Source organism: Kitasatospora sp. NPDC001547, assembly GCF_042894165.1.
GTDB lineage: Bacteria > Actinomycetota > Actinomycetes > Streptomycetales > Streptomycetaceae > Kitasatospora.
In genome coordinates this window covers 106,834-123,651 of the sequence record NZ_JBIAVL010000013.1, presented here as the reverse complement: position 1 = coordinate 123,651, position 16,818 = coordinate 106,834, and the positions used below count along the sequence as shown (strand labels likewise).

Genomic DNA, 16,818 nt, shown 5'->3' with positions numbered 1-16,818 from the left:
TGCTGAGGAGGGAGTCAATCAGGCGCGGCACGCCACGGCAAGACGTTGCTGAACCTTTCAGAAATCTTTTGCAGAAGCCTGCGGCACGCCGCCTTCCCGCGGTACCGCGTCGGCGGCCAACCGGTCGGGCAGGTCCCGGTAGAGCTCGGCGACGGCCCGGGGGCCCGGCCGCGCGGCCAGCTCCTCCAGGGTCAGCGGGCGGCCCTGCGGATCGGCGATCGGCAGCCGCCAGTTGGGGTACTCGTCGACCGTGCCGGGCAGGTTCTGCGGACGGCGGTCCCCGACGGTGTCGGGCAGCCAGACGCCGAGCAGCTTCGCCGGGGTGAGCGCCAGGAACCGGTGCAGACCGAGCGCCTCCCGGCCCGGCACGCCCCCGGTTCGCGGCCCGAGGGCGCCGACCCGCTCCAACTCCCCCAGCCAGCCGTCCCGTTCGGCCTCCGCGGCGGCCGCGACCCGCTCCACCGGTTCGGCGAGCAGGCCGAGCTTCTCGTGCAGCTCCACGTGCTCGCCGTCGAGCCAGGCGGCGGTGCTGGGCAGGTCGTGCGTGGTCAGGGTGGCGAGGCAGTCACTGCGCCACCCCTCGGGCGGCAGCGGCCCCGAGCGCTGTTCCGATCCGCCGAGGTACTCGAAGCGGAGCACCGAGGTCCCGAGGATCCCCCGGTCGGCCAGCTCCTCCCGGACACCCTGCTCGACCGTGCCCAGGTCCTCTCCGATCACCATGCTGCCGGCCCGGTGCGCCTCCAGCGCGAGCACCCCGAGCATCGCCTCGTGGTCGTACCGGACGTAGGCGCCCTGCGAGGCAGGGGCCCCGGCGGGCACCCACCAGAGCCGGAAGAGGCCCATGATGTGGTCCAGCCGCAGCGCGCCCGACCGCCGCAGCGTCCCCCGCAGCACCTCGGCGAACGGCGCGTAGCCGGCCTCGGCCAGCGTGTCGGGCCGCCAGGGCGGCAGCCCCCAGTCCTGTCCGTGCGGGTTGAAGTGGTCGGCCGGGCAGCCCACCGTCATCCCCTCGGCGAGGTAGTGCTGGAGGCTCCAGGCGTCCGCGCCCTCGGGATCGACGCCGACCGCCAGGTCGTGCATCAGCCCGACGGCCATGCCGGCCCCGGTGGCCGCCCGCTGCGCCTCTCCGAGCTGTTCGTCGACCAGCCAGGCGACCCTGCGGTGGAACTCGACGCGGTCGGCCAGTTCCCGACGGGCCGCGGCGATTCCGGGGCCGTCGGGATCGCGCAGCCCCACGGGCCAGGAGCGCCACCGGGTTCCGTGCACCTCGGCGAGGGCGCACCAGGTCGCGAAGTCGGTCAGCCCGCGCCCCTCGGCCTCGGCGTACTTCCGGTAGGCCGCCTGCCGGACGGGGTCGAGCGGGACCCGGTGCAGGAGCTCCAGGGCCCGGAGCTTGAGGTCGCGGACCGCGACCCGGTCGATCAGCCCACCGGCGAGCACCCGCTCGCGGAGGTCGTCGGCGCGCGCGCTCAGCTCGGCGACCACGGCCCGGCCGACCGGTGACAGGGCCGCGAACTCGGGCAACGCCTCGACCCGCAGGTTCGTCGGGTCCGGGTAGCGCCGGCTGCTGGGCCGGTACGGCGACGGGTCGGGCAGCGGCCCGGGCACGTACGCGTGCAGCGGGTTGAGCTGGATGAAGTCGGCCCCGAGACCGCCGGCCCAACGGCCCAGCTCGGCCAGGTCGCCCAGGTCGCCCATGCCCCACGAGCGTCCGGAGAGCACCGAGTACAGCTGGACCAGGAATCCCCAGCCCCGCCTGGAGGGGCCCGCCAGCCGGGTGGGTGCGACCAGCAGCGGAACGGCCTCGCTGCGGCCGGCCCGCTCGGCGTGCAGGACGTGCCGCCCGACCGGGAGTCCGGCCAGCTCCTTCCCCGGGCCGCGAACCGGGCGGACCGCGCCGTCCTCGGTCTCCACGCGGAGTTCGACGCCGGGTGCCACCCGCAGGTCGGTGCGCGGCCGGCCGGAGCGGACCACCACGCTGGGGGGCAGCAGACGCTCGGCCAGGGCGTGCCGGCGCTCGGCCAGCGCCGCCCGCACCGCGCCGTCGGACGCGGCGTCGACGCCCAGGGCGGCGAGCACGGCGCGCAGCGTCTCGGGCGGGGTCTCGATCCGCCGGCCCAGGTCGGTGGTCCAGTGGGTGGCGACGCGGTGCAGTTCGGCCAGTTCGGCCAGGTGACGGTCGGACGGCATCGGTGGGACCTCCGGTCGGTCGGCGGTGGACGGGTCGTGGACGGCTCGCGCGGCGGCGGGCCGTCAGGAGCGGAGCCGCGCGGCGGCGGGCCGTGGAACGGCGGGCGGGAAGAGGCGTTCGAGCACCACCGCGACGCCGTCCTCCTCATGGCCGGGGGCCGTCTCGTCCGCACGCCGGCGCAGTTCGGCGTGGCCGTTGCCCATGGCGACGCCGTGACCGGCCCATTCGAGCATCGGGATGTCGTTCGGCATGTCCCCGAACGCGATGGTGTCGGCGGCCTCGAAGCCGAGCAGGGCGGCCGCGGCGGCCAGTCCGCTCGCCTTGCTGATCCCGGCCGGGAGCAGCTCCACCAGACCTTCGCCGGAGTGGGTGACGGTGACCTCCTGCGTGCAGACCCGGTGGGCGAGGGCGGCGAGTTCGTCGTCACCCAGCTCCTCGTGGCGGATCAGCACCTTGTCCACCGGCTGCTCCCAGAGGTCGGACGGGCGTTCGGCGAGCCGCCAGCCGTGCCGTACCCGCCCCTCGAAGCCGGGCGTGACGATGAATTCGCCGGCCAGGCCGGCGGTCACCACGGCGAGCTTCAAGGGCCCGGCCTGCTCGGCGATCCGACCGACCAGTGCCCGGACGGTGGGACCGTGCAGGGCCGCCGAGGACAGCAGCCGGTCGGCGCCGACGTCGTAGAGCTGGGCGCCCTGACCGCACACCGCCAGGCCCCGGTAGTCGAGTCGTCCCAGCAGGGTGCGGCAGCCGGCGGCCGCCCGGCCGGTCACCACCAGGTGGCGGGCACCGGCCGCTTCGACCCGCGCGAGCGCGGCCCGGGTGCGGGCGGAGACGGTGAGGTCACGCCGCAGGAGCGTGCCGTCCAGGTCGGTGGCCACGACGGCGAAGCGGGGCGGGCGGTCCCGGGTGGGCGCGGTCATCGGTCAGTCCCTTTCCAGGCCGGCACCGACGGGCGTGACCGGTCGGCGGGCGCCGGCCGGTACCTCGTCCCAGGCGCAGCGGCCGTCCCGCAGCCGCAGCAGGAAGACCAGCGGCCCCGGCACGTCCTGCGCCAGGACGGTCGCGAAGGTCCCGTCGGCCCCGGTCAGCCGGTGCTCGCCGGAGGGCAGGACGAGCAGCACGCTGTCGGCGTGCGGCAGCCGGTACTCGATCCGCGGGCCCGCGTCGGTCGGCTCGACCAGGCAGCGCCCGTCCAGCACGGCGGTCAGGTCCGGGTCGTCGAGGAGGTCGGCGAGCTCCGCGCAGCGCGTGAAGTCGGCCCTGGCGTACGCGGCACCGAACAGCCGCCTCAGCCCGTCCCGGTCCACCGACGGCACGCACCTGCGGTAGGCCGCCAGATCACCGCGGGCCAGCGCGGCCTCGGCTATCTCACGTCGGTGGGTCACCCAGTCGGTGTCGGCCAGCTCCTCGAACCAGCCGTATCCGGCGGCCCGCTCGGGCGTCAGTCCCGGAAGGACACCCGCGGCGGCCGCGGCGAACGTCGCCAGCCGCGTGGTGGCGGCCTTGCGCCAGGTGAAACGGCGGGCGAGCGCCCTGGAGTTGTCCGACAGCCGGGCGTACTCGGCCGGGTCCTCGCGGTGGATCCGGGCGGCCTGCCTGATGCGCTCCGCCAGGGCGCCGGCGAGCAGCGGGTCGTCCTCGGTGAACGAGCGCGGGACGGCGAAGCCGGTGGCGTCCGGGTGTTCGCGCGGCAGCTGGTGGCGGTAGTGGGTGGTGACCTCCTGCGCGGTGCCGACCGGCACCGCGCCGCAGGCCATCAGCTGGCCCTGGGCGATGAGGAAGGAGTCCAGTTCGAACTTGGACGGGAAGAGGCAGAAGTCCGCCGCCACCGCCTCCCGGTAGAGCACGTCCTCGCCGACCATCGCCCATTCCAGCCGGACCCGCCCGGCGTGGCGGTCGGCGACCTCCTGGAAGTACGGGTCGCCGACCGCGCTGACCACGCCGTCCCCGCCGGCCGCGACGGCGCAGCGCACGACGAAGTTGACGTCCGGGTCGTCGGCGAGGACGGCGTCGATCGCGCGGAACAGCTCGGTCTGGCCCTTGTGGTGCACGGAGAAGCGCGCCACGTGGTAGAAGGTCGGCTTCGCCGGGTCCAGGCCCAGGGCAGTGAGCACGTCCGCCCGGTCGACCCCGGCCGGGTCACGGGCCAGCCAGCCGTCGGGGACCGCGCAGCCGCCCACGAACTGCCGGGCCGCCGACCGCCGGACGATCCGCGCGACGGTCAGGTCCTGGAAGGCGCGCTCGAAGGGCGTGTCCCGGAAGGCGGAGTAGAAGTCGAGCTGGCCGGGCGTGAGGAAGTCCAACAGGTCGCAGGTGGCCGCGATCAGGGCGAAGTACCCGATGCCGTCCGCCGCCGGGCGGTCGGCCAGGTGCGTGCTCGGCAGGGCGGCGGCCATGGCTGCGGCCAGCGCACCGCGGGCGGGCGGGTCGGCGAGCGCGTCCAGGTCGACGTCCGTCCCGAACAGCTCCAGCAGTCTCTCCAGCTGGGGGCGGTGGACCTGCTGGTTGATCGGCATGTTGCTGGCCAGCGTGCTGACCACCAGGAAGCGCGGGTCCTCGCGCAGCACCGGCGGCAGCAGGTAGTGGTAGTACGGCTCGTAGGCCTGCACCACCGCGGGTTCCGCGCCCAGGTCGAGGCCGGTGCGCAGGAACCGCAGGCCGGAGACCTGGAACACCAGTGGCTTGAAGAAGGCCAGGTCCCGGCCCTCGCTCACGCGGGCGGGGTAGATGCGTTCGGGGAGCAGGTCGAGGTACTCGTCGGACAGGAAGTAGATGTCGACGCCCTCGTACCGGAGCAGGTGGGCGCGGGTGGTGAGCGGCAGTTCGAGCTCCGCGGGGTGCCCGGCCCACACGTCGCGGTCCAGGACGAGCGGCACGGTGTGACGGTCGGCGTACTCCAGTTCCGTCAGCTCGTAGTGCGCCCGCAGGTGGTCGAGGCAGCCGTGCGCCGGCGTGATCACCGAGACCCGGTGCCCCTGGTCGGCGAACTCGCGGGCGAGGTTCCACACCAGCGAGGCGAGGCCGCCGCGCATGAGTCGGACGTCGAAGCCCACGCTCTCGAAGGCGAATTTGACGATGTGCACCGTCGGGTCCTCTCTGTCGTCGTTCTCAGACCGCGCCGGAGGCGTGCAGCGTGAGCAGGGCGTGGGCGGCCAGGGTGGCGGCGTCGGTGATCCGTCCGGCCCGGACGAGGCCGCGCCATTCGTCCGGGTCGGCCCAGCGCTGGACCATGTCGGCCTCGGAGACCTCCCGCTCCGGCTCCCCCGGCTCCAGCTGCTCCGCCAGGAAGACGTGGCAGCCCTGGCTGGAGTAGCCGTACGCCACGTGCAGCCGGCCCAGGTACGTCATCGGACCGGCCCGCAGACCGGTCTCCTCGCGGAGTTCGGCGCGGGCGAGCCCGACCGGGTCCTCGCCGTGGTGCCCCGCGGGCCAGGAGCCCTGGGGGAACTCCCAGTACCGGCCGCCGGCCGGGTAGCGGTACTGCTCGACGAGATGGACCCGGCCGTCCTGGCGGGGGATCACCAGCGCGTAGTCGGCCTTGTCGACCACCCCGTACAGCCCGGTGCTGCCGTCGGCCCGCTCGATGTCGTCCTCGCGGACCGTCATCCACGGGTTGCGGTAGACCTCGCGGGACCGGAGGGTGCGGATCACGGGGCGGCCTCCAACAGTGCGCGGACGCCCTCGGTGACTCCGCGCACCCGCAGTCCGTGCCGGGCGAGGAAGCCGTCCAGCCGGTCGCTGGTCAGGCAGGTGTTGGCGGGGCGGCTGGCGTACCGGCCGGCGGCCTTCGGAACCCGGCGCACCAGCGAGCGCGGCACGCCGAGCCCGTCGGCGACGACCTCCGCCCAGGCCGCCCGCGAGGTCCGTTCCGGGCCTCCCAGGTGCAGCAGCCGGGGCGCCCCGCCGGTCAGCACCGCGGCGGTCACGGCGGCGACGTCCTCGACCAGGACGGGTGTCGTCCACTGGTCGTCCGGGGCTTCGACCGGCTCGCCCCGGCGCAGGCCGTGGACGCAGGCGGAGAAGAAGTTGAGCCACTTCTCCGTGCCGGTCGGCTCCCAGCCGTAGATCAGGCTCACCCTCAGCACGGTGGCGTCGGGGAGCCGGCCGATGATCCGCTCCGCCTCCGCCTTGGCCCGGCCGTAGGCGTTGGCGGGGGCGGTGGGCGTGTTCTCGTCGTTGGCGGGCGTGCTGCCGTCGAAGACGTTGTCGGTGGAGATCAGCACCGTCCGGCAGTGCGGCGCGGCGGCCGCGAGGTTGGCGGCGGCAGCCGTGTGCAGTTCCACGGCGCGCCCGGGGTTGGCCTCGCACCAGGTGACGTCGGAGGGGCCGTGCACCAGCACCAGGCGGTCCGGGCGGACCCGGTCGACGGCCCGGGCGCAGGACTCCGGGTCCGCCGCGTCCAGTGCGGTCCAGGGCACCGGTGGGGCGGTCGGCCGGTGGCGGGAGGCGAGCACGGGGTCGTCGCCCGTGGCGGCCAGCCGGGCCGCGACGGCCCGTCCGACGAACCCGCTGCCGACGATCAGGGTGCGGGTCACCGGACGGTCACCGCCTGTCGGACCGTCCTGCGGGCGACGAGCAGCCGGCCGGCCCCGATCAGCCCGTGGTCGTCGTCCGGCTCGCCGAGGGCGACCATCGTGCCGATCTGCTCGGCGCTCAGGCCGAAGCAGCCCAGCCGTTGCAGCTCCTCGGTGAGCAGTTCGGCGTACCGGGCGCCGACGGCCAGTGCGAAGCCGCCCACCAGGACGTACCGGCGCACGCCGATCGAGGTGAACAGCGAGGTGATCGCGGAGGCCAGATGGGCGAGGCCGCCGCGCAGCACCGCCGTCGCGAACTCGTCGCCGGCGCGGATCGCGGCGACCAGGGTTCGGTTGTCGAGCCGCGAGGGATCGGGAGCACCCTGGGCGAGCCGGGAACGGGCGTAGCCGTCCGGGTCGGCAAGGGCCGCACGGCGTGCGGCACTCTGCATGCCGCGGCCCGAGGCGATGGCGCCGAGGTGGCCGCGTCCACCGCAGTCGCAGCGCGGTGCCTGCGGCGCGGGGTCGCAGGTCCAGTGGCCGAATTCGCCGCCGTGGCCCTCGGCGTCGAGCAGCACCTCCCCGGCCCGGTAGACCTTGCCGCCGATCCCGGAGCTCACCGTGATGAGGCAGAACGGCTGCTCGCCCTCGGTGGCGACGTACCGCCAGACCGCGGCCGTCAGGTCGTTGACCACGACCACCGGCAGGCCGAGCCGCTCCTCCAGCAGCAGGCGCAGCGGCAGCGGTTCGCCGCGGCCGCCCCAGACGGTGGGTGCGGCCGTCACCCGGCCGTCGGCCGTGACCGGGCCCGCGAAGGCCAGCGCCAGGGCGCTGCTGCGGTGACGCTCCACCGCCCGGCCGGCCAGCTCCGTCAGCTGCTCGACGACCCGGGCCTGGAGTTCGGGCACCGGCGCGCCGGGATGCCGGTCGATGCCCTCGGTCGGGGTGCGGAGGACGTCGGTGACGGCATCCGTGTCCGTGCCGTAGCGGGCTATCCGCAGGGTGGTGCCGCCGAGGTCGGCGACGGTGAAGGCGGATTCAGACACTCGCCCCTCCTCTTCGGACACTGGCCCCTCCTCGGGCGTGGTCCAGTCGTTGCACGACGCCGTCCTCCAGGACGATCGCCGAGTCGATCTCGGCCCCGGCGTCGACGCTCGCCCCGGGCAGCAGGACGCTGCGGCGCACCACCGCGCCGGCGCCGATCCGGACACCCGGGAAGGCGACGCTCCGCTCGATCCGGCCGTGGTTGACCAGGTCCGCGGGCACCACGCTGCGTTCGATGCCGGGCGCGTCCGCGACCAGCCTGCGCGCCGTGGCCGGTCGGACGGTGTGCGGCAGCCGGTCGAGGGTCAGCGCCGGGTTCCTCCCCACCATGGCCAGGTGGGCGAGGTGGTAGCGGTCGGGCGTGCCGATGTCCTCCCAGTGGCCGGGGACCTCGTACCCGAGGATGCGCTCGCCGCCGGCCAGCATGGCGGGGATGACGTCCCGGCTGATGTCGTGCTGCCAGCCGGTGCCGTCCAGCTGTTCCAGGTAGCGGTGGAGCACGGCCGCGTCGAAGACGCAGAAGGCGGCGAAGACCAGGTCGCCGGTCGGCTCGGCGGGTTTCTCGACGAACGCCGTCAGCTGCCCGGTCGCGTCGAACTCGACCATGCCGAACAGGTGCACGAAGCGGCGTTCGATCCGCTGGTAGGCCATGGTCAGGGCGGCGCCGGAGCGGCGGTGCCGAGCGATCAGCGGGCGGTAGTCGAAGCGGTAGACGTGGTCCGCGTGCAGGACGAGCACCTCGGAGGTCCCGGGGCGGAAGACGTAGCGGGCCTTGCGGATCAGGGCGTCCGCGGTGCCCCGCTCCGGCGGGCCGGCGGGCCGGACGGGCTCACCCGCGCCGCCCTCGCGGTACACCTCGTCGTAGGGGCCGAAGTGGACCCGGAAGCCGGGGCGCCACCACGTCCGGTACAGGTCGTCCATCAGCTGCTTCTCCTCGTACTGGGAGAGCAGGAGCACCTCGCCGAGTCCGGAGGCGGCGGCGTTGGCGAGCGAGAAGTCGATCAGCCGGCAGGCACCGCCGAAGGGCACCAGCGGCTTGAGCCTGCCCTGCCCGAGCCTGCCCATCCGGCGGCCCTCGCCGCCTGCCAGCAGGACGGCGCGCACCGGGTCAGCCATGACGCACCACGTCCCAGGTCGCGCGACCGGTCGTGAGGGTGAGCAGCAGGTGGAGCTCCTCGCCGACGGGGGGCAGGGGGCCGGTGAACTCGCTTCCGCGGCGGTCGAGCCGCCGTACGGTGACCTGGCGGCGACGGCCCGGTTCGGCCGGTGCGAGCCACACCAGCTCGACCCGCTCGGCGTGCGGCAGCCGGTAGACGATCCTTCCGTCCTCGACGGTGCAGCGGCCGTCCAGCCTGGCCCGCAGTTCCGGGTCGCTGTCGGCGGTCCGCTCGCAGCGGGTGAAGTCGGCGCGGGCCCAGGCGGTTTCGAACAGCGCGCGGTCGGTCGCCGGGTCGGGTTCCCGGCAGCGCCGGTGGGCCTCGGCGTCCCCCAGCCGGGCGGCGGCTTCCGCCACCGCGGCGCGGTGCTGTTCGTAGGCCTCGTCCGGCAGCAGGTCGAACCAGCCGTGCCGGAGCGCCAGTTCCACGTCCGGTTCGGGTCGGCGGCCCTCCCACAGCGGGGTGAAGGCCGCCACGTGGAGTTCCGCGGCGCGCTGCCAGGTGAACTGGCGGGCGTTGGCGATCGCGTTGGCGCGCAGTCGGCGGTACTCGTCGGGCTGTTCGCGCAGCAGCGCGGCGGCTCGGTAGATGCACCGGGCGAGGGCGTCGGCGAGCAGCGGGTCGTCCTCCGCGAACGAGCGGTTGACGGCGAAGCCGGTGGCCCGTTCGGCGTCGGGTCCCGCCGACGGGTCGGCGACGTGCCCGAAGTGCGCCGTGCCCCGCTGGGCGGTGGCGATCGGCACCGCGCCCGCGGCCATCGCCTCGCCCTGGGCGATCAGGAAGGTGTCCATCTCGAACTTGGACGGGAAGAGGCAGAAGTCCGAGGACGCCGCGTACTCGACGATCCGGCGTTCGTCGACCCGCTGCCACTCCAGGTGGACGCGGCCCTCGTGCCGGCGGACCACGTCGTGGACGTACGGGTCGTCGATCCCGGAGTCGCTGATGCAGCGCAGCACGAAGTTGGCGGCCAGGCCCTCGTCCAGCACCCGGTCGACGGCCCGGAACAGCTCCACCTGCCCCTTGTGGTTCACCGCGTAGCGCGCGTTGTGGAAGAAGGTCGGCAGTTCGGGGTCGAGGCCGAGCCCGCCCAGCACCCTCGCCCGGTCGGCGGCGGGCGGTTCACCGGTGGTCCAGGCGTCGCCGACGGCGCAGCCGCCGACGAAGCTCTTGTGGGCGTTGCGGCGGACCGTCTCGTGGACCGGCAGCCTGGTGAAGACCTGCTCGAAGGGCGTGTCGGCGAAGCCGGTGTAGAACTCCAGGTGACCGGGCGAGAGGAAGTCGACCAGGTCGGCGTGGTCGGCCACCAGGTCGTACACCCGGACGTGCCCGGGGCCGTACTCGTAGTGCAGGTGGGTCAGTTGCTGGTAGCCGCTCATGACGGCGTCGTGCTCGGCGAGCGGCGGGTCGGCGTCCTCCGGGGGCAGCTCGGTCCCGGCCCCGAGGAAGGCGAGCAGCCGTTCCACCTTCGGTCGGTAGACCTTCTTGGTGATGGGCATGTTGCTCTGCACGGTTGCGACGACGAGTTTGCCCGGGTCGTGGCGGAACGCGGCGGGCATCAGGTAGTGGTAGTACGGCTCGTGGGCGTGCAGGACGGCCTTCTCCCCGGCGAACCGCTCACGGACGAAGCGGATCGCGTCCACCTGGTAGGCCAGCGGTTTGAAGAAGACCAGGTCCTTCCCCTTGGTCTGGTAGGGCGGGTAGAACCGGTCGGGCAGCTCGTCGAGCAGCTGGTTGGAGAGGAAGTAGAGGTCCACGCCGTCCAGGCGCAGCAGGTGCGCGGTGGTGGTCAGCGGGATCCGCACCTCGGCCGGGAAGCGCTCGCCCCAGGTCTGCGGGTCGAGGACGACCGGCAGCTCGTAGTCGTCCCGGTAGTCGAGCGTCTCCAGGTCGTGGAAGCGGCGCAGGTCGTCCAGTCGGCCGTGGGCCGGGGTGACGATGGAGACGCGGTGGCCCTGGCCGGCCAGGGCCTTGGAGAGGTTCCAGAGGTAGACGGAGGTGCCGCCCTGGATGAGGCGGTGGTCGAAACCGCCGCACTCGAAGTAGGTCTCGATGATGTGCACGGGTGTCAGTCCTCCGCCCCGGCGGCCGGCAGGCCCGCGGCCTCCACGGCGTGCCGAAGGTTGATCGCCGCGTGGTAGGCGCGGTCGTGGGCGTACGCGTGGTCGAGTTCGTGGAGCAGCCGGCGCAGTCTCAGCAGCCGCCAGGCGGGGTGCCCGGCCGGCGGTCGGCCGCCGCTGACCAGCAGGTCGCCGGTCCGCTCCGCCCACAGCCTGGCCGCCGTCCCCAGCCGGGTCAGCTCGGCGACGCGGCCCGGCGTCCAGCCGGGGGTGTCGGGTTCCGCGCCGGTGGCGAGCAGCAGCGCCGTGCGGCAGACGTCCTCGGCGTCCCTGTCGAGCGCGCGGGCCGCGTGGTCGGCGAGTTCGTCGGCGGTGAAGATCTCCAGGCCGCGTCGCAGGGCGGCCAGGTCCTGCCACGGCGACTGCGCGGTGCCCGGGTCGGCCGGGTCGACGTGCGGCGTGGAGAGGTCGATGACGCACAACTCCCAGCTGTGGTCCGGGAGTTCTCGGCGCAGCAGATGGGACAGGTGCAGGTCCCCGTGGCACGGGCCGGCCGGCCAGGGCTGCGCGGGCAGGGCGGCGACCCGGGCCAGCTCGCGGTCGAGGCCGGCGACGGCGGCCTGCCGGACGCCCTCGGGGAAACGGTCGTCGTCGAGGATCAGCGGGCGCAGCACGTCCGCCCGTCCGGCGGTCTCGGCCAGGAACGCGCCCCCGGGGAACTCCGGGTGCGGGCCGAGCCGTTCGGCCAGCTCGCGGTGGAACTCCGCCAGGAACCGGCCTGCCTCGCGCAGCGGCGCGGCCAGCGTCCGCAGGGATTCGGTGACGGCGGCCTCCGGGTCGGCCCCGGCGTGCAGCAGTGGCCACATGGCCCGGATGCCGGCGCTCAGCGGGACGTTCAGCCCCTCCCCGTCGGCGTAGCGGTAGAGCACGCCGAGCGGCTCCCGCCGGCCGGTGGCGGCCTCGACGTAGGCGTAGTCGCCGGCCGGCTGCTGCGTCCGGCCGCCGGCCGCCATCAGCCGCAGCAGTTCGGGCTCGCGGGTCCCGACTCCGACCCTCCGGTACGTCTTGTGGGCGTGCGCCGTCCCGTCGAGGTCGAGCAGGGAGAGGGCGTTGGAGGACCAGCCGGGGTCGAACGGCAGTCGCCCGCGGAACTCGCCGGGGTCGCCGCGGAACTCGATCAGGTTGCCCCGGAGGGTGGGCAGGCGCAGTCCCTCCCGTAGGGCCCGGACGATCAGCCGGTCGTACTCGGTGGTGCGGTCGGCGGCGCGGCCCGGGTCGTCGTCCATGACGGGGACGAACCAGCGGCCGGAACGCTCGCCGGCGGGGGCGACGATCAGCAGGCGGACGGTCTCCAGCGTGGCCTGGTCGACGAGTTCGAACTGTTCGGCACGGCGGCCGGCCTCGTCGATCCAGGGGGCTCGACGCAGGAGTTCGACCGTGGCCCGCGGAATGCCGCCGAGCAGCAGGGTGTCCATGTTCAGCTCCCGGTCATCTCGTAGCGGTCGACGCCCCGGTGCCACACCAGCAGGGCGAGTGCCACCAGGGCGGCGGTCACCACCGGAAGCCAGAGCAGCAGGTCCGTCCGGCCGAAGAGCAGGAAGGACGCGGGGGCGTAGGCGGTGAAGGCGTAGGGCAGCAGCCAGGTGAGCAGCCACCGCAGGGACGGGTGGTACAGGTCGAGGGGGTAACCGGAGTAGTCGCCCAGTTGGTTGGCCGCGTACAGGGCCGGGAAGCTGTTGGTGGTCCAGAAGGACAGGGCGGCGAACGCGGTCTTGATCGAGGCGAGGATCAGCGCGCCGCACAGCACCAGCAGCGGGACCAGCAGCAGTCGGCCGGCGTCCGCCCCGAGGTCGAGCTGATCGGCGGCGTACCAGGTGACGGCCGCACCGGTGACCAGTTCACCGAAGCCGTCCGGGTACAGGAAGCGCTCGGACAGCAGCGCGAACAGCGGGTGGACCGGTCGGATCAGGTAGCGGTGGAACTCGCCGGACTGCACCAGCCGCCGGGCCAGTATCCACAACTGGTCGGTGAACAGCCGGTCGAGGCCTCGCGGCAGCAACGAGAAGCCCAGCAGGAACAGCACCTGGTGGAAGTTCCACCCGGCGATCTCCGGGACCTGCCGGAACACCATCCCGACCACGGCGAGCTGACCGCCCACGCGCAGCAGCAGGCCGCCCGCGCCGAGGACGAAGTCCATCCGGTACTCGGTCAGCCGGTGCAGGCTGACCGCGCTCAGGTGCCAGGTCAGCCGGGCGTAGCGGGCTGCGGTCGCGGCGGGGCTCATCCGCCCAGCACCTCCACCCGGCGGACGGCACCTCGCCAGGCGAGGGCGGCCAGAGCGACCAGCACCGCGGCCCAGCCGGCCTGGAGCGCCAGGATCCCGGCGGCTTCGGCGGGCCCCCGGTAGTGGCCGAGCAGCAGCCGCAGCGGGCCGTCGACCAGTCCCTGGAACGGCAGCACCCGCGCGACGGCCGCCAGCGGCCCCGGCATCAGGGCGAGCGGCACGACCTGGCCGGCGAAGAACGCGACCACGCTGTCCTTGACGATCCGCACGCCCCAGATGTTGGTCGTGACGAATCCGGCCAGGCCGACCAGCAGGTTCACGCCGAACCCGATCACCACCGAGAGCCCGGTGGACAGCGCGAACAGCACCACGCCCGCCCAGGTCGGCGCGGACAGCGGGAGCAGCAGCGCGTACAGGAGCACCACCGGGAGGGCGACCGCGCCGGCGTTGGCCAGCGAGACCGGCAGGCCCGCCGCGAACCGGGCCAGCGGGTGGTTGACCGGGCGCAGCAGCGAGACCGCGATGTCCCCGCGCTGGACCTCCCCGGCCACCTCCTCGTCCACCCGGCTGGCCTGGAGCAGTGCCAGCATCTGCGCCAGCAGCACGTACGTGGTCAGCTCGGACAGGTGGTACCCGCCGGGCGGCGCGCCGCTCCGACCGGCGTAGACCGCGCGCCAGAGGAAGACCTGGAGGCCGACGGCGGCGGTCGCGGTGACGGCGTTGACGAGGAAGGTGGAGCGGTACCGCAGGAGGCCCTGGAGGCTCGCGGAGGCGAACGGGGTGTAGCGGCGCAGCGCGCCGACGCCCGTCACGGTGCCACCTCCACGGGCTCGGGCCGGCCGGTGTAGATCCGTCGGAGCACCGTTTCGAGGTCCGGCTCCGGGGCGACGCAGTCGGTCAGGTCGAAGTGCTCCAGGAGGAAGGCCATCACCTCCCGGGCGGAGGACCGCCGGGCCGGGTACTCCACCCTGATCCGTCCGTCCTCGACCTGTCGCGCGGTCGCACCGGGCAGCCGGTCCTCGATCAGGGCGATCGCCTGGGCCGGGGCCGGCCAACCCTGGTGCTCGAAGACGACCGCCCGGGTGTCGGTGGCCCGCAGCAGTTCGTGGACGGTGCCCTGGTGCACCACCTCGCCCCGGTTGACCACCAGGACCTGGTCGCAGATCGACGTGATGTCGCCGATGTCGTGGCTGGTGAGCATGACGGTCGTGCCGAGTTCCACGTTGACGCGGTTGACCAGTTCACGGACGGCCTCCTTCAGCACCAGGTCGAGACCGACCGTCGGCTCGTCCAGGAAGACCACCGCGGGGTCGTGCAGCAGGCTCGCGGCCACTTCCGCGCGCATCCGCTGCCCGAGGCTCAGCTGGCGCACCGGGGTGGTGCCGAGGGAGTCGAGGTCGAGCAGTTCGCGGTAGAGGGCCATGTTGCGCCGGTAGACCGGGTCGGGGACCTCGTGGATGCGGCGCAGGATCCGGAAGGAGTCGGCCACCGGCAGGTCCCACCAGAGCTGGCTGCGCTGGCCGAACACGACACCGATGTTGGCGGCGTTGCGCCGGCGCTCCCGGTACGGTTCCAGCCCGGCCACCAGACAACGGCCGGAGGTCGGGGTCATGACGCCGGTCAGCATCTTGACGGTGGTGGACTTGCCCGCGCCGTTGGCACCGATGTAGGCGGCCCTGGCACCGGGCGGGATCCTGAAGGAGACCCCCGAGACGGCGCGCACGAGGTGGTGCTTCCGGCTGAACAGCGTGCCGAGGCTGCCCAGCAGGCCGGGTCTGCGCTCGTAGACCTTGAACTCCTTGACCAGGTTCTCCGCGATGATCACCGGCCGGCCTCCGTGACCTGCTCCAGGGCCCGCCCGAGGAGGGTGACGCCCTCTTCCAGGAGGGCCCGGTCGATGGTGAACGGCGGCGCCAGCCGGATGACGTGGCCGCCGAGCGAGGTGCGCAGTCCGAGGTCCAGGGCTGCCAGGTAGACGGCGCGGGCGGTCTCGGGGGCGGGCTCCCTGCTCTCCCTGCTGCGGACGAACTCCAGCCCGTGCAGGAGTCCCAGGCCGCGGACGTCGCCGAGGACCTCGAAGCGGGACTTCAACTCGGCGAGCCGGTCGTCGAGCAGCTCGCCGAGCGCGCGGACCTGCTCGACCAGGGTGTCGCGCGCCACGACCTGGAGGGTGGCCTTCGCCGCCGCGATGCCCAGCGGGTTGTTCGCGTACGTGGACGCGGTGGAGCCGGCCCTGGCCGCGCTCGGGTGGCGCAGCACCTCCTGGCGGCCGGCCAGCACGGCGAAGGGGAAGCCCGAGGCCATGCCCTTGGAGAGGGCCACCAGGTCCGGTTCGATGCCGAAGCCGGTGCTGGCCAGGAAGTTCCCGGTGCGTCCGCCGCCGGTGAGCACCTCGTCGGCGACCAGCAGCACTCCGTTCTGCCGGGCGCTGTCGGCGATCCGGTCCCAGTAGCCGGGAGGCGGCACGATGACACCGGCCGCGCCGAGCACCGGCTCGAAGACCAGCGCGGCCACGTTGGCCTTCTCGGTGATGTGCCGCCGCACCAGTGAGGCGCAGCGCACGTCGCAGGACGGGTACTCCAGTTCGAGCGGGCAGCGGTAGCAGTAGGGCGAGTAGCCGAGGATGCTGTTGCCCGCGTGGGCCTGGTTGCCGATGTCCCAGTGCACCAGCATCCGGGCGCCCTGGGTCTTGCCGTGGAAGCCGTGGCGCAGCGCGCCGATCCGGTTGCGGCCGGGCTCGGCGACGGCCTGGACGGCGCGCAGGGCCGCTTCGACGACCTCGGCGCCGGTGGAGAAGAAGCCGTAGGTGTCGAGTCGTTCGGGCAGCAGGCGGGCGAGCAGCTCGCACAGGTCGGCCCGGCCCGCGGTGGCGGCGTCGTGGACGTTCCACAGCCGGCCGGCCTGCTCGGTGAGCGCGGCGACCACCTCGGGGTGGCAGTGGCCCAGTGACTGGGTGAGGGTCCCGGCGGCGAGGTCGATGTACTGGTTGCCGTCCAGGTCGGTGAGGACGGCACCGCTGCCCTCCACGAAGACCCGGCGGCCGGCCGCGGACTCCTCCGAGGCACCCGGCGAGAGGTGGGCGGCCTCGCGGGCCAGCAGTTCGAGCTGGCGGAGGCCGGTCACTCCGCGCCGCCCAGCGGACCGATCTCGAAGACCAGCAACCGGAGGTCCCCCTCGGAGACGTTGGCGAGGCCGTGCTCGCCGTACGCGCGGTTGGGGATGACGTCCCCCGCCCGGACCTCGAACTCCTCACCGTCCAGCGTCATCAGGCCCCGGCCGTCCAGGATCACGTACGTCTCCTCGTCGTCGGCGTGCCGGTGCCGGCCGATGGAGGTGTCCGGGGGCAGCACCACCAGATCGATGAACGCGACGGGAGCCGGGGCACCCTCGCGCCGGTAGGCCCGGTGGGCGAGGATCGTGCCGGTTCCGCCGTGGTCGGCGGACACCCCGCGCAGGAGTCCGTCGTGCAGGTTGGACACCCTGCTGCGGGACACGGCGCGGGCCGGTGGCGGTTCGGCGGTACTCATGTCGGGGGCTCCTGTCGGCTGGGGCGGGTGCGGACTCCTGCGGC

The 16,818-nt window shown here is 73.9% G+C and carries 14 protein-coding genes; all 14 read right to left on the bottom strand.

From position 1 onward, the window contains the following. Nucleotides 1-57 precede the first annotated feature (57 nt). The 14 genes from malQ to ACFY0X_RS23565 all read right to left on the bottom strand — a co-directional run bounded on the left by malQ (nt 58) and on the right by ACFY0X_RS23565 (nt 16,774). A complete protein-coding gene (gene malQ / locus ACFY0X_RS23630; protein WP_387757261.1) occupies nt 58-2,190 on the bottom strand; it encodes a 4-alpha-glucanotransferase in 2,133 nt (710 codons plus the stop codon). A gap of 63 nt (nt 2,191-2,253) precedes the next feature. Continuing rightward, nucleotides 2,254-3,111 (bottom strand): HAD family hydrolase, encoded by an 858-nt coding sequence (locus ACFY0X_RS23625; RefSeq protein WP_387757260.1) that lies wholly within the window; start codon nt 3,109-3,111, stop codon nt 2,254-2,256. 3 nt (nt 3,112-3,114) lie between these two features. Beyond that, the gene (locus tag ACFY0X_RS23620; protein ID WP_387757259.1) at nt 3,115-5,274 is read right to left on the bottom strand and encodes a glycogen/starch synthase; all 2,160 of its coding nucleotides are present in this window, start codon (nt 5,272-5,274) and stop codon (nt 3,115-3,117) included. Between the two features lie 25 nt (nt 5,275-5,299). Continuing rightward, entirely contained in the window at nt 5,300-5,842 is a 543-nt protein-coding gene (locus tag ACFY0X_RS23615) for an NUDIX domain-containing protein (RefSeq protein ID WP_387757258.1), read from the bottom strand. Beyond that, nucleotides 5,839-6,726, bottom strand: a complete 888-nt coding sequence (locus ACFY0X_RS23610; protein WP_387757257.1) for an SDR family oxidoreductase — start codon at nt 6,724-6,726, stop codon at nt 5,839-5,841. The genes ACFY0X_RS23615 and ACFY0X_RS23610 overlap by 4 nt, the downstream gene beginning before the upstream one ends. Beyond that, nucleotides 6,723-7,751: an ROK family protein gene (locus ACFY0X_RS23605; RefSeq protein WP_387757255.1), complete on the bottom strand. Its 1,029-nt coding sequence runs from the start codon at nt 7,749-7,751 to the stop codon at nt 6,723-6,725. The genes ACFY0X_RS23610 and ACFY0X_RS23605 overlap by 4 nt, the downstream gene beginning before the upstream one ends. Next, nucleotides 7,744-8,865, bottom strand: coding sequence for a sugar phosphate nucleotidyltransferase (locus ACFY0X_RS23600; RefSeq protein WP_387757254.1), 1,122 nt, complete (start codon nt 8,863-8,865; stop codon nt 7,744-7,746). The genes ACFY0X_RS23605 and ACFY0X_RS23600 overlap by 8 nt, the downstream gene beginning before the upstream one ends. Further along, nucleotides 8,858-10,966: a glycosyltransferase gene (locus tag ACFY0X_RS23595; protein ID WP_387757252.1), complete on the bottom strand. Its 2,109-nt coding sequence runs from the start codon at nt 10,964-10,966 to the stop codon at nt 8,858-8,860. Before ACFY0X_RS23595 ends, ACFY0X_RS23600 begins: the two co-directional genes overlap by 8 nt. Before the next feature lie 5 nt (nt 10,967-10,971). Then, nucleotides 10,972-12,438 carry a hypothetical protein gene (locus ACFY0X_RS23590; RefSeq protein WP_387757251.1) on the bottom strand — a complete coding sequence of 489 codons (1,467 nt, stop codon included), beginning with the start codon at nt 12,436-12,438 and terminating at the stop codon, nt 10,972-10,974. A gap of 2 nt (nt 12,439-12,440) precedes the next feature. Then, a complete protein-coding gene (locus tag ACFY0X_RS23585) occupies nt 12,441-13,247 on the bottom strand; it encodes an ABC transporter permease (RefSeq protein ID WP_387757250.1) in 807 nt (268 codons plus the stop codon). Next, nucleotides 13,244-14,059 (bottom strand): ABC transporter permease, encoded by an 816-nt coding sequence (locus tag ACFY0X_RS23580; protein ID WP_387757248.1) that lies wholly within the window; start codon nt 14,057-14,059, stop codon nt 13,244-13,246. Before ACFY0X_RS23580 ends, ACFY0X_RS23585 begins: the two co-directional genes overlap by 4 nt. Continuing rightward, the gene (locus tag ACFY0X_RS23575) at nt 14,056-15,072 is read right to left on the bottom strand and encodes an ATP-binding cassette domain-containing protein (RefSeq protein WP_387757246.1); all 1,017 of its coding nucleotides are present in this window, start codon (nt 15,070-15,072) and stop codon (nt 14,056-14,058) included. Before ACFY0X_RS23575 ends, ACFY0X_RS23580 begins: the two co-directional genes overlap by 4 nt. Next, nucleotides 15,069-16,370 (bottom strand): aspartate aminotransferase family protein, encoded by a 1,302-nt coding sequence (locus ACFY0X_RS23570; RefSeq protein ID WP_387757244.1) that lies wholly within the window; start codon nt 16,368-16,370, stop codon nt 15,069-15,071. The genes ACFY0X_RS23575 and ACFY0X_RS23570 overlap by 4 nt, the downstream gene beginning before the upstream one ends. Beyond that, a complete protein-coding gene (locus ACFY0X_RS23565) occupies nt 16,367-16,774 on the bottom strand; it encodes a cupin domain-containing protein (RefSeq protein WP_387757243.1) in 408 nt (135 codons plus the stop codon). The genes ACFY0X_RS23570 and ACFY0X_RS23565 overlap by 4 nt, the downstream gene beginning before the upstream one ends. Between the last annotated feature and the right edge of the window lie 44 nt (nt 16,775-16,818).

What these genes read in the sequence shown, in the direction of transcription:
- malQ (WP_387757261.1), bottom strand. Translation starts at nt 2,190, where the DNA reads ATGCCGTCCGACCGTCACCTGGCCGAACTGGCCGAACTGCACCGCGTC.
- ACFY0X_RS23625 (WP_387757260.1), bottom strand. Translation starts at nt 3,111, where the DNA reads ATGACCGCGCCCACCCGGGACCGCCCGCCCCGCTTCGCCGTCGTGGCC.
- ACFY0X_RS23600 (WP_387757254.1), bottom strand. Translation starts at nt 8,865, where the DNA reads ATGGCTGACCCGGTGCGCGCCGTCCTGCTGGCAGGCGGCGAGGGCCGC.
- ACFY0X_RS23590 (WP_387757251.1), bottom strand. Translation starts at nt 12,438, where the DNA reads ATGGACACCCTGCTGCTCGGCGGCATTCCGCGGGCCACGGTCGAACTC.
- ACFY0X_RS23585 (WP_387757250.1), bottom strand. Translation starts at nt 13,247, where the DNA reads ATGAGCCCCGCCGCGACCGCAGCCCGCTACGCCCGGCTGACCTGGCAC.
- ACFY0X_RS23565 (WP_387757243.1), bottom strand. Translation starts at nt 16,774, where the DNA reads ATGAGTACCGCCGAACCGCCACCGGCCCGCGCCGTGTCCCGCAGCAGG.